This is a genomic window from Paenibacillus sp. FSL R7-0179 (assembly GCF_038002265.1).
Lineage (GTDB): Bacteria > Bacillota > Bacilli > Paenibacillales > Paenibacillaceae > Paenibacillus_AQ.
Genome location: NZ_JBBOCC010000002.1, coordinates 655,210 through 667,808, shown reverse-complemented (window position 1 = coordinate 667,808; position 12,599 = coordinate 655,210). Strand labels below are relative to the sequence as shown.

Below are 12,599 nucleotides of genomic sequence, written 5' to 3'. Positions count from 1 at the left end.
ACAATTGCGTCACCTTCCTCCTATAATATGCAGTGACCTGACTCTATTCCGCCCTCAGCAGATCCTCCAGCCGAAAACGAGTGATTGCACCAATCTCCAGCAGCGCCTGCTCCTGCTCCTCCTTAAGCGGACGGTCCACACGCTCACCGATGGCGCTAAGGATGTCTTCTTTCGTTTTGCCCCGTACAGCGAAGATGAACGGAAAGCGGAATTTCGCTGTATAGTCAGCGTTCAGTCCGGTAAGCTGCGCGAATTCCTCCGGTGTCAGCCGGTCCAGTCCGGCCCCCTGCTGCTCAGCCGCCGAGAGCGGACTGACTGCAAGTTTTGTCGCCAGATCCGGGTGAGCTCTCAGCAGTGCCAGCACCTGGTCCGGCTCCGCCTGCCGTGCTACCTCCATCATGGCAGCATGCAGCTCCTGCACCGAATCGAACGGACGCCTGCTGTACACCCCCTCAGCTACCCAAGGGGAATGCTCGAAGATGCCGCCGAGCTGTTCCACGAAGTCTGATTTTGCCATCGAGTTAATCTGCTCCAGAGTCAACTGGTCCGCCGGTATAGTCATAGGCCAGCCTCCATCCCTCTAATTTGTATATTGCCGCCTGCGCCCTCCCGGACTAGAACCGCTGTTCCCGGATATAAGGGGTTCCCAGCGATTCCGGCGTACCGGAGGGCTTGTTGCGATTGCGGTATCCTAAGTACATCAATACGAGAATGGTTACGACGTAAGGAATCATTTTCAGAAAATAGGACGGCACCGCACTTCCCAGCAGCTGAATACGGAAGCCCAGCGAATCGAGCGCTCCGAAGAAATAGGCGCAAAAGAGCGCGCGCAGCGGATTCCATCTGGCGAAAATCACCAGACCCACGGCGATCCAGCCCCGTCCGGCGGTCAGTCCTTCATTCCAGGTCGGCGCATACGCCAGCACCATATCCGCACCCGCCAGACCGATCAGCGCCGCTCCGGCAGTAACATAACAGTAACGGATCAGCTGCACACGAATCCCCATGACGTCCGCAGTAGCCGGATTGTCGCCGACTGCCCGCAGATGCAGCCCCCATGAGGTATGGTGAATCAGCAGATGCAGCACGAGGACAAGCAGGAGACTGAACCAGGTCAGCATATCCAGCCTTCCAAAAAGCTCCCCGAGCACCGGCACCGGCTTCAGGATCTCCAGATCCAGCTTGGGCAGACTGCCGGGGAGCGGAATGCCGCTGATCGACTTGCCCACATAAGCGCTAAGACCGCTGCCGAACAGCGTCATCGCCAGACCCGACATCGTCTGATTCGCCCTCAGCGTGACACATAAGAATGAATGGACCATGCCCAGAAGGGCGGTAATGGCCACCGCCGAGAGCAGCGCAAGGATCAGATTCCCGCTGCGGATGTAGACGATACAAGTCGTCACTGCCCCCATCAGCATCAGCCCCTCCGCGCCGAGCTGGATAATGCCGGCCCGTTCGGTCAGAATGCCTCCCAGCGTAGCCAGCAGCAGCGGTGTTCCTGCGGAGATGGCTGCGATTAATAACTGTGTAGTGAAATCCATGAGTGAACTCCCTCCTGTACGAGAATGCTGTTATGCGCTCCGGCGGATGCGGAACCGGTGAATCATGTCGCCGGCAATCAGGAAGAACAGGATCGCGCCCTGCAGCATTTCCGATATGGACGAAGGCAGTCCGATGGTCTGAACACTATAGCCGCCCACAATCAGGCCGCCGAACAGAATTGACGTCACAATCAGGCCCAGCGGGTTCAGCTTGGCCAGCCAGGCTACAATGATCGCTGTGTAGCCATAGCCCGGTGAGATCCCCTGCATCAGCTTATGCGTAACCCCGGACACCTCGGCCATGCCGGCAATTCCGGCAAGACCGCCGCTGATCAGCATGACGATGATAATATGCTTTTTGATATGAATGCCCGCATAACGGGCCGCTGTGGGATTGGCACCGATCAGACGCAGCTCATAGCCCCAGCGGGTGAACCGGATCATCAGATAATAGATCAGCACGGCCACGAGTCCGAAGATCAGCCCGATGTGCAGCCGGGTGCTTCCAAGCACCGGCAAGGACTGGGCGGCCGTGAACATCGGTGAGCCCGGGAAGTTGAACCCCTTCGGGTCCTTCCAGGGGCCGAACACTACATAATCCAGAGCCAGCAAGGCCACGTAGTTCAGCATCAGCGAGGTAATCAGCTCATTGACACCGAAATGGGTACGCGGCACCGCCGTCATCAGACCCCACAAGGCTCCGGCCGCTGTACCGAAAACCAGCATCAGCGCAATGGACCAAAAGGAAGACAAGTCCGGGAAATAGATCGTTACCGCAGTAGCCGCCATTGCGCCTACCGTCAGTTGGCCCTCCGCTCCGATATTCCACACGGAGATCCGGTAAGCCACAGCAATGCCTAGCCCGCAGAGCAGCAGCGGAATCGCCTTGACCATGGTTTCTGTGAAGCCGTAGGAGGTGCCGAAGGCTCCCCGGAACATTTTCTCGTAGACGACCAGCGGGCTCATTCCATTAGCGGCGATGAACACCGCACAGAGCAGGAGCGCCAGAACAACCGACAGAATAGGCGTCCACCACGGTGAACGGGTACGGCTTGAGTCATATTCCAGCCTGAGGGAGTACCATCTCCCGCTGCGTCCCGCCAGCGGCGGAAGCGTTGCAGATTCATTTCCAGGCTTCGGACTCATACGGCACTTCCCTCCCTGCTCCGGATACCCGCCATCATCAGGCCGATTTGTTCCCGGTCCGCCTGCTCATGATCGCTCTCGCCTATAATGGAACCGCCGTAGATCACCAGAATACGGTCGGATAACTGCAGCAGCTCATCCAGATCCTCAGAGATCAGCAGCACCCCGCTGCCGGAGCTGCGCAGCTCCATCAGCAGCTCATGCACCCCTGCCGCCGCGCCGACATCCAGCCCTTGCGTCGGATGCACAGCCACCATCAGCTTCGGACGGTGGCTGACCTCGCGGGCGAACAGCAGCTTCTGCTGGTTCCCGCCGGATAATTGCTGCACAGGAGTATCCAGCTCAGGCGTCTTCACATTGAAACGGCGCACCAGCTCCTGCGACCAGGAGCGGTTCCGGGCTGCCTTCAGGAAGCCGAACCGGGAATGCTCCCCGCTGCGGTAAGACTTGAACAGCAGGTTGTCAACCGACCCCAGCCGTCCGGCCAGACCGCTCTTCATCCGGTTCTCCGGCACATGCGAGATGCCCGAATCGATCGCTCCTCTTACCGAAGCTGTTCTCACAGGACTGCCGTCAAACCGGATCTCGCCCGACCTCCATGCTCTAAGCCCCGTCAATACCTCCGCCAGCTCCTTCTGCCCGTTGCCCGCAACGCCGGCTACGCCCACAATTTCGCCTTCATGAACCGTAAGCGACAGGGCATCCAGCGCCTTGCGGCCATGATCTGCTGCGACCTCCAGATCGCGGACGATCAGCAGCGGTTCTCCGGCCGTCGCCTCGCGCTCCTGCCGGCTGATCGTAACCTCCCGGCCCACCATAAGCCGGGCCAGCTCCAGCTCATCCGTCTCGCCTGTCATCAGGGACGCAATCATTTTTCCCTTACGCATCACGGAGATCCGGTCCGAGGAGGCCATAACCTCCTTCATTTTATGCGTGGTCATGATCACCGTCTTGCCCGCCTGCTTCATCACCTGAAGCGTCTCGAACAGCTGCTCCGCCTCTCCCGGTGTCAGCACCGAAGTCGGCTCATCCAGGATGATGATGTCTGCCCCGCGGTATAGCGTTTTTACAATCTCAACACGTTGCTGCTCGCCGACAGACAGCTGCCAGATCGGCCGGTCGACGGGAAATTTCAAGCCAAATCGTTCTCCAAGCGCCTCTATCTCTTCATGCTTACGTTTGATCCAGCTGCTGCCGCGCCAGAAAGACGACTTTTCGCCAAGCACGATATTCTCCGCCGCTGTAAGGCTCTGCACCAGTCTGAAGTTTTGAAAGACCATGCCTACACCGAGCAATGCCGCATCCTTCGGGGAACGGATTCTGGCCGGTTTGCCATGAATAAGAATCTCTCCTGCGTCCGCCCGGTACACTCCTGACAGCATGCTCATGACTGTGCTTTTCCCTGCCCCGTTCTCCCCGAGCAGCGCGTGAATCTCTCCCGCATTTGCCGAAAAATCAACTTGATCACTAGCCGTTACAGCACCGAATGTCTTCACTATCCCGCGCATTTCAACCGAAGGGTCCTGCATAATACTACGCTCCTTTCCGGGTAGTTATAGTACAGGTGGGGAAGACTCCGGTATCCGGAACCCGCCCCACCCGTAAGGCTGTGCTGTATGAAGATGTGTTTCAGCTGCTGTTATTGCGGAATCGTGCCCTCGACACCCTTGACCAGCCAGTTCATGCCAAGCACCTCTTCAAGGGTCAGCTTCTGGCCGTCCTTAACAGTTACATTGCCCTTGTTGTCCGAGATCGGTCCAGTGAATACCTCCAGCTCGCCGCTGATGATCTTGGCCTTGGCGTCCTCCACAAGCTTCTTCACATCCTCAGGAACCTTGTTGCCGAATGGCGCCAGCTCCACCATGCCGTCGGCCATATCGCCGGAATACTGCTCACTTTTCCAGGTTCCGTCCATCACAGACTGTACAGCCTTTACATAATAAGGACCCCAGTTCCATACAGGGTTGGTTAAGTAGTTGTCCGGTGCATACTTGCTCATATCCGAGTCATTTCCCCCGGCAAAAGCTCCCCGTTCCGCCGCAGCCTGAAGGGTAGCCGGTGAATCCTGATACGCCAGCAGGACATCCGCCCCTTTGTCGAGCAGGCTGATTGCCGCCTGACGTTCCGTCGCAGGGTCATACCAGGTATTCGTCCACACCACATCCACCTTCACCGCCGGGTTGACACTCTGCGCGCCCAGCGTGAAGGCGTTCAGATTATAGATCACCTCGCTGATCGGGAAGGCTCCCACATAGCCGAGATGATTTTTCTTTGTCATTTTGCCTGCTGCGATCCCGGACAGATAACTGGCCTGATAGTTTTTGCCGAAGTAGGTTCCCATGTTCTCGGCTGTCTTGTAACCGGAGGCATGCAGGAATTTCACGTTAGGGAATTTGCCCGCCACGTTCAAGGTGAAATCCATATAGCCGAAGCTTGTGGTGAACACGATGTCATGGTTCTGCGCAAGCTCTGTGATGATCCGCTCGGCATCGGCGCTTTCCGGTACATTTTCAACGAAATCGGCCTTGATCCCAAGCTCCTTCTCCATATACAGACGGCCCTGATCATGCTGATACGTATACCCGCCGTCACCCGGAGGTCCGATATAGACAAAAGCAACCGTCGGCTTCTTCGCTGCCGGCTCCGTGGTTGCCGCTGCCTCGCTGCCTGCCGGTGTACTTGCCGCCGAAGGCGCCGCTGTTGCTGCTGCATCTGTATTAGACGCTGTATTATTCTTCGCGCACCCCGTCAGAACCACCGCCAGCAGGAACATCGTAATAACACTAAATTTGAATGCCTGACCCCTTTGTTTCATAATTCTCCTCCTCCAGGATATCTCTCCTAATGGCTACAGCCATTAATGTATCTCTACTATACTGAGGCGCAGCACTTACGTAAATTTATATAACATAGCTTTGTATGGTTGGATAAGAAGAGGGGGCAGTTTTGTGCTTCATGCACGAAGTCATCTCAAATTTAACTTAAATTATGTGATATTACCTTACATTACTTTGAAAAATAGCGAATTCACTGTCTATTGCCGCTCCGCACACTCCATTCTCTGCGGTACTCTCCAAAGCTCTCCGGCAGCCCGGGCTCTGCAAACGTCTGAACAGGCTCTTGCGGCAGGATTAGCCCCTTATATTCCTGGGTCCGCATAATGCCAGCTATGCCCTCTTCATCGTCCAGCTCCTGGAGTTCGCGGAACAGCGTGCTTGAGAACAAGGTAGGCGGCATCAGCAATCCTTCTTGTGCACTCGTGACATAATCAAGCTCCGGGTGCTGCCCATAAGCTTGGATGAACCGGCAGATCTGATCCGCTGCCACAAACGGCTGGTCCGCCGCCGCAATGACCACGGCATCCGGCTGAAGCGAAGCAACAGCATTCAAGCCGCAGCGCAGTGAGAAGGACAGGCCCAAATGGGCCGTCAGGCAAGTCTCAATCCGCCGCATATTCTCCGCCTTCCCGGCAGGCGGCAGCCAGCCCAAAGGATCATCCGCGCGAACCACCACAACCACCGGCGCAAGCCCGCAGGTCTCCAGCTCACTGAGCATCGCCGCACCTGTTGAACCCGCGCCCGCCCTGTTCAGAGAACCTTCCGAGGCCCCTGCTCCATTACTGCGGCCTGCCGCCAAAAAGATTCCGGCCACCTTCATTGCTCTCCACTCCTTTTTTTGGCAATCTGCTCATGGACGGCTGTTATTCGCGCTCCAGCATTCTGCGGAACAGGAAGACCAGCTTCAGCTTCATGAGATCATTGATTTTTTTGAAATCGACATCCAGCAGCTCACTGAGCTTCTCAATCCGGTAAGTGGCCGTATTGCGGTGAATGAACAGCTTCTTGGCCGTCTCGTTCACATGGCCATCATTCTCCAGGTAGACCTCCAGCGTGTGGAGCATCTCCTTAACATATTCCGGTTCCCGGCTAAGCAGTCCCCGCAGACTGCCGTTGTAGTAACGCTCCATGGTCTCCGCCGGAATCTTGCTCAGCAGCAGATCAAGCTCCAGCTGGCGGTAATGCACCACATTTCCGTGTGCGCCCCATTGCCGGGCCATCCCCATACATTCCTTAATCTCGGCAAAAGCTTCCTTCAGCCCCTCCGGCTTCAGCTTCACGCTGCTTACAGCAGCCTGCGGATAATACCCTCTATCGAACTTCAGGCTGTCGAAGCATTCCTGAATCAGTGCCCGGAACTCCTCGGGCTGATGCGGCCCGGCCGGATACAGCGACACCAGTCCCTCCTCCACCAGAAAGTGGACCGCCTGCTGGCCATGCAGCACCGGATGCTCCGAATACTCCTCCTTCAGCCGCAGCAGCTCTGTCTGCCGGGCTTCTCCCGCAGCAGCCACATCGGTAAGCAGCAGTTGGAACGGGGCCTCAAGCAGCGTAATCTCCAGCCGGAGCGCCGCCTGCGCCAGCTCAGCATATTTCAGCCCGTCATTCAGGAACCGCCGCAGCAGCCCGCTGAATTCCCGGTGCCCAGCCTGCTCGAAATAATCTTCCAGCCCAGTATGCATATGATAAGAAATCAGCTCTGCCCCCTGGACGAACAGACTTTCCTCCACGGGCAGCAGCAAGGGATCAATATCGCAATAATGAAGGTAACCCAGGCATTTCCCGGCCTGCAGCAGCGGAAGCCGGTAGCCGGTGCCTTCGCCGAGACGGAAGCGCTGATTGCGTGGCGGCCAGGGCCAACCTTCCAGTTGCTCACTCTCCGTATACCCCGAGTTGTTGAACACTACCGTGCCCCGGTTGCTGATTACAGCTAAGCGATACCCGATAATCTCCGAGACGGTGTCCAGCAGCGGACGGCTTCGGCCGGAACGCAAGGCAAGACGCATCAGGAGCCGCTGCTTCTCCATCATGCTCTGCAGGGTGCCCATGCTGCGCGACAGCTCCGCGCGGAACAAGCCGTTCATCTGGTCGGAGAAGGTGAACTGGAACGGCAGTTCAATCAGCGGGAAATTCAGCTGCTCCGCTTCCGCAATCAAGGGCGGCGGCACAGCCTCCCAGAACCGGCCCAGCTTAATGCCCAGTCCCGCTGACCCGCGCCGGTTCAGCATCTGCAGCAATGCCGAGGCCTCCTCCGGGCTGTCCTTGATCAGATAGGCTGTGGTCAGCAGCATTTCCCCTTCCTTGATCCAGTCCGAGATATCGGGAGCATCCATGACATTGATCGATTTCACAATCCTGTGCTTCCCCTTGGACCCGGCAATCAGCTTCGCTTCGGATAAAGGATAAATGGACAACGCTTCTTCCACTGTAAGATGCATAGCCCCTCCTCCTTCTCTACCTTCATAATAGGTTCATTCGATTCATATGTTACTTTATGTAACATTATAGATAAAATGACCGCTGTTGGAAAGAGAAAAGTTAGAATTAGGCTTATATGTGTTAGGTAACATCACATTTTGAGTGTTAGTAACACTCATTTGCTCCTATGGAGCTGCCTACGGTGCACGTATCTTCGCAGCTGCCGGATGTATGCTGTTTTCCGCATACATCCGACCACTCACCCCCGCACCGGCCCAATGTAACCAACCCGGTAGCCCTCGTGCCACCGAATGTAATCGGTTTTCCGATTACATTTGGTTCACGCGCCTACGCAACTCCGAATGTAATCGGTTTTCCGATTACATTTGATTCACGCGCCTACGCAACTCCGAATGTGATCGGTTTTCCGATTACATTTGGTTCACGCGCCTACGCAACTCCGAATGTGATCGGTTTTCCGATTACATTTGGTTCACGCTCCTACGCAACTCCGAATGTGATCGGTTTTTCGATTACAATCGCTCCGTCAGCCCTCGCGCCGCCCGATGTAATCGGTTTTCCGATTACATTTGATTCACGCGCCTACGCAACTCCGAATGTGATCGGTTTTCCGATTACAATCGCTCCGTCAGCCCTCGCGCCGCCCGATGTGATCGGTTTTTCGATTACATTTAGTTCACGCGCCTACGCAACTCCGAATGTGATCGGTTTTCCGATTACATTTGATTCACGCGCCTACGCAACTCCGAATGTGATCGGTTTTCCGATTACAATCGCTCCGTCAGCCCTCGCGCCGCCCGATGTGATCGGTTTTTCGATTACATTTAGTTCACGCACCTACGCAACTCCGAATGTGATCGGTTTTTCGATTACATTTAGTTCACGCACCCACGCAACTCCGAATGTGATCGGTTTTTCGATTACATTTGGCCCGCTCCCCCAGTACCGGCACATTGTATGCTGTTTTCCGCATACATTCGGTCAATAAATAGTCCGGGTTCTCTTCGTTCAGAGAACCCGGACTATGATTTCCTACTTCCATACCTCCTGTATCCAGGACAGGAGCCGGAGATCTTGTCCGTGCCCGCCGATGACGGACAGTCCCAGCGGGAGTCCGCCGGGGCCGGGCACCGGCAGCGTAACCTGCGGCAGCCCGGCCAGTCCGGCCAGGCAGCTGAGCATCATCGCGCTGCTGCGGCTACGCTCCAGTTGCCCGGGTCCTGCGCCGCGCAGCGGGGCCGGACCCGGCACGGTCGGAAGGACGAGACAGCCGTCCTTCCCGAGAAGCGCCCGCAGCCGCTGAGTGATCCGGCTGCGCAGCATAGCGGCGGGGCTGTGATCCGCCCCGGCCAGCCCCGCCGCCCAAGCGAATCGGGCGGCAATATCCGGCCCGAAGACCGGCTGCTCCCGCCCGATCCACTCTCCATGGGTTGCCCAGATCTCGGCACCCTGCAGCTCGCGGAAGGCGTCCATCCAAGTCTTCAAGCCTTCAGGGGCAACCACGGCTTCAGCAGCCTGTAGCGAAGCGCCTGCTTGCAGCTTGTCCAGCCCACGCCTCAGGTAGTCTGCACAGTCCTGCTCCACAAGCGCCCAGCCTTCCGGCGGGATGAACATCCGGGACATTCGAAGATCACCGGCAGACTCGTCTACCTTCTCACCACCGCTCTGCTCCATACTATTCTCCATGCCCTGGGCAACTACGCCGCTGTTCGCAGACCCGAGCAGATCGCCCGCCTTCTTCCTGTTCTCCCCACTACAGGCATCTTCGCCTCTGTCCACAGACCCGAGTAGTACACCCTCCTTCTTCCTACTCTCTCCGCCCTGGGCAACCACGCCGCTGTTCGCAGACCCGAGTAGAACGCGCCCCGTCTTCAGCAGCAGCTCCGCGCTTCCCGCGATCCAGCCCACCGTGTCAAAAGCCGGGGCCAGCGGAATCACCCCCTCCAAGGATACCGCTCCATGCGATGGACGATAACCGAACACACCGCAATAAGCGGATGGAACCCGGATTGAGCCGCCTGTATCCGTCCCAAGGGCAAAATCCACACTTCCCGAGGCCACCGCTACCGCCGACCCGCTGGACGAGCCGCCGGGAATCCGGTTCTCCCCATGCGGATTCACCGGCGTACCGTAATGATAGTTCTCTCCGCCAAGGCTATACATCAGCTCATCTGTATGGGCAGCTCCCCGCAGCATAGCTCCGGCTTCCAGAAGCATGCGAACAACAGTCGCATGGGAGTCCGCCGGTTCATGGCTGCGCAGCCAGTCCGGGTTACCGGCGGAAGAGCGGTGCCCGGCCACTGCGAAGACATCTTTTACTGTGAAGGCCAGGCCGTGCAATGTCCCGTGCCCGCTGCCTGGAATCTCCAGCTCCGGGACCCGGAATGCACCGTGCCGATTATCAAGAACCATACTGCCCCACCCTCTCCCTCCCGGACCAGCCGGATTATTCTATCCTTATCTCCTTAATTACTCTGCCTTCTCCTCTTCTAGTAGAGTAAGTAAGGGATGAAGCTGCGTTTAAGCCGAGCATTCGGCGATAGTTGTATTCCGTACACCTAAACACAGTGAAAAGAAGGAGTTTCCTCTTCTAACTGCACTCTGTACAACTAAATCTGCCCGAATGGGTGAAAATCCAAGTAGAAAGGTATTTTAATTGCACGAAATACATCTAAACGGAGATTCGGCGGCACATTCGAGGATTTAGTTGTACAGATTGCAATCAAGCCTTCCTTAAGCATCCCCTTTACACCCTGATCAGGGCGCGGCAAACCTTCAGTAAGCGATTAGTTAAAGTAATTCTCACAAGCTGAAATCTGATGCTCTATTAGTCTTCCTGTCTTCCTGTCCCCCCAATCTCCCAATCTCCCTGCCACGAATTCATTCCCTCTACCACCCGATAGCAGCTCCATCAGAGCGAGGGTCCGTCCCCCCGCTGCGGTAGCCGTTGCCATCAATCGAGATAGCATGGGCGTGCCCCATCACCCCGTCATAGCTCTCTGCCTCACGGACCAGATGCCCCGCCTCCGCCAGCTCTGCCCGTACGGCTTCCGCTACCCGGTTCTCGATCCGCAGCTCCTGAGTCGGCTCCCCCCAGGTTCTGCCCCAGACAAAGCGCGGTTCACTCACCGCAGTCTGCGGGTCCATCCCGTAATGAAGCATGCGTGTGAGCAGCAGGGTCTGCGTCTGCGGCTGTCCTTCACCGCCCTGCGTGCCATAGAGATAAGCCGGTTTCCCGTCCCGGCAGGCCATCGCCGGCATCAGCGTGTGGAAGGTGCGCTTGTGCGGCTCCAGCGTATTGACATGGGCGGGATCGAGCGAGAAGAAGGACCCGCGGTTCTGAAGAAGAATCCCCGTATTCCCAGCCACAACCCCCGACCCGAATTCGAAATACAGACTCTGGATGAACGAGACTGCATTCCCCTCTTCATCCACCACCGCAGCGTAAGCCGTATCCCTTCCAACCGGTTCGCTGCTGAGAGCAAGCGCCTTACGGGGAGAGATCGCTGCTGCGAGTTGTGCCGCATAGGGCTTACTCAGCAGACGGTCCAGCGGAATGCTGCTGAAGGACGGGTCGGTGAGCACCTGGTCGCGGTCGCGGAAGCTCAGCTTCAGTGCCTCCACCAGCAGATGATAATACTCATAGGAGCCATGCCTGATCTCTGCGAAGTTAGAATGCTCCAGGATATTAAGCGCCATGAGCGCGGTGAAGCCCTGCGAGTTCGGCGGAACCTGATAGACGGTATGCCCATGATAGTGCGTCTGGAGCGGCTCTTCCCAGCTTCCCTTATGGTCCGCGAAATCCTCGCGGGTCAGGTACCCGCCGGAAGCCTGCATGTGATCACAGATCTCTTTCGCAATGCTCCCTTTATAAAAAGCATCCCGGCCTCCCGCCGCAAGTACCCGCAGCGTCCCGGCCAGCTGCCGCTGCACAAACCACTCTCCCGCCGCCGGAATCCGGCCGCCGGGAAGATACACCGCCGCCGCTTCAGGCGACAGCGCGGCTCCGGCCAGTACGCTGCCGCCATGCTGGTCCGGCGACAGCGGAAAGCCCCCGGCGCTGTAGCCGATAGCCGGCTCCAGCACCTCGGCCAGGGTCAGCCGTCCATACTCCCGTTGGACGGCCTCCCAGCTATCCGCCATTCCGGGCACCGTAATGGCGCTGCGCACACCCCGCCGGGGAATAGCCTCCTCCCCGGCATAGCAGTCCCGGCGGGCGGCGTAGCCAGAGCGTCCGCTGCCGTTGTAAGCCCGTACGCGCCCTTCGCCGGCGCTATACCCCAGCCAGAAGGCGTCTCCGCCGAGCCCGGTCATATGCGGATAGACCACAGCCAGCGCCGCGCTGACTGCAACGGCCGCATCATAGGCGTTGCCGCCTTTGGCCAAAACTTCCGCGCCCGCTGCCGAGGCCAGATAGTGCGGGCTGACCACCATTGTTTTCGTTCCGGTCACCGGTCCTCTCCCCATGTTCTGCCTCCTTCCCTGCCGCTTAAGTTAGTGTCATTTAACAGCAGGCCCGGAGCCCCTGTCAACGGCTTCCTTAGGACCGTACATTTGCTGCCGCTTATTTTGTGAGCCATGCACAAATTTAAGAATAGAAGCAGGCCCGGCATCCATTCTGTCCGTCTGTTAT

General features: G+C 57.5%; 10 protein-coding genes. 1 reads left to right on the top strand and 9 read right to left on the bottom strand.

What is annotated here, in order from left to right; all coding sequences use genetic code 11:
• Positions 1 to 43: 43 nt before the first annotated feature.
• The 7 genes from uraD to MKX63_RS19595 all read right to left on the bottom strand — a co-directional run bounded on the left by uraD (position 44) and on the right by MKX63_RS19595 (position 7,965).
• The gene (uraD, locus tag MKX63_RS19625; RefSeq protein WP_341019418.1) at positions 44 to 562 is read right to left on the bottom strand and encodes a 2-oxo-4-hydroxy-4-carboxy-5-ureidoimidazoline decarboxylase; all 519 of its coding nucleotides are present in this window, start codon (positions 560 to 562) and stop codon (positions 44 to 46) included.
• Between the two features lie 52 nt (positions 563 to 614).
• Entirely contained in the window at positions 615 to 1,544 is a 930-nt protein-coding gene (locus MKX63_RS19620; protein ID WP_076076879.1) for an ABC transporter permease, read from the bottom strand.
• A 30-nt stretch (positions 1,545 to 1,574) separates the two neighbouring features.
• Entirely contained in the window at positions 1,575 to 2,690 is a 1,116-nt protein-coding gene (locus MKX63_RS19615) for an ABC transporter permease (protein ID WP_341019417.1), read from the bottom strand.
• Positions 2,687 to 4,219 carry an ABC transporter ATP-binding protein gene (locus tag MKX63_RS19610; protein ID WP_341019415.1) on the bottom strand — a complete coding sequence of 511 codons (1,533 nt, stop codon included), beginning with the start codon at positions 4,217 to 4,219 and terminating at the stop codon, positions 2,687 to 2,689. Before MKX63_RS19610 ends, MKX63_RS19615 begins: the two co-directional genes overlap by 4 nt.
• A gap of 110 nt (positions 4,220 to 4,329) precedes the next feature.
• Complete coding sequence (locus tag MKX63_RS19605; RefSeq protein WP_341019413.1) at positions 4,330 to 5,505, bottom strand: BMP family ABC transporter substrate-binding protein; 1,176 nt, start codon at positions 5,503 to 5,505, stop codon at positions 4,330 to 4,332.
• Positions 5,506 to 5,717: 212 nt separating this feature from the next.
• Positions 5,718 to 6,347 carry an NTP transferase domain-containing protein gene (locus tag MKX63_RS19600; protein ID WP_341019412.1) on the bottom strand — a complete coding sequence of 210 codons (630 nt, stop codon included), beginning with the start codon at positions 6,345 to 6,347 and terminating at the stop codon, positions 5,718 to 5,720.
• Positions 6,348 to 6,390: 43 nt separating this feature from the next.
• Positions 6,391 to 7,965: a PucR family transcriptional regulator gene (locus MKX63_RS19595; RefSeq protein ID WP_341019411.1), complete on the bottom strand. Its 1,575-nt coding sequence runs from the start codon at positions 7,963 to 7,965 to the stop codon at positions 6,391 to 6,393.
• Positions 7,966 to 8,246: 281 nt separating this feature from the next.
• Between MKX63_RS19595 and MKX63_RS19590 the strand changes: the two genes are divergently transcribed.
• Complete coding sequence (locus tag MKX63_RS19590) at positions 8,247 to 8,954, top strand: hypothetical protein (RefSeq protein WP_341019409.1); 708 nt, start codon at positions 8,247 to 8,249, stop codon at positions 8,952 to 8,954.
• Between the two features lie 44 nt (positions 8,955 to 8,998).
• Here the strand turns inward: MKX63_RS19590 and MKX63_RS19585 are convergent, their stop codons facing one another.
• Both MKX63_RS19585 and ggt read right to left on the bottom strand, forming a co-directional pair.
• Positions 8,999 to 10,378 (bottom strand): amidase family protein, encoded by a 1,380-nt coding sequence (locus MKX63_RS19585; RefSeq protein ID WP_341019407.1) that lies wholly within the window; start codon positions 10,376 to 10,378, stop codon positions 8,999 to 9,001.
• A gap of 477 nt (positions 10,379 to 10,855) precedes the next feature.
• On the bottom strand, positions 10,856 to 12,433 hold the full coding sequence (ggt, locus tag MKX63_RS19580; protein WP_341019406.1) for a gamma-glutamyltransferase: 1,578 nt from the start codon (positions 12,431 to 12,433) through the stop codon (positions 10,856 to 10,858).
• Positions 12,434 to 12,599: the final 166 nt, after the last annotated feature.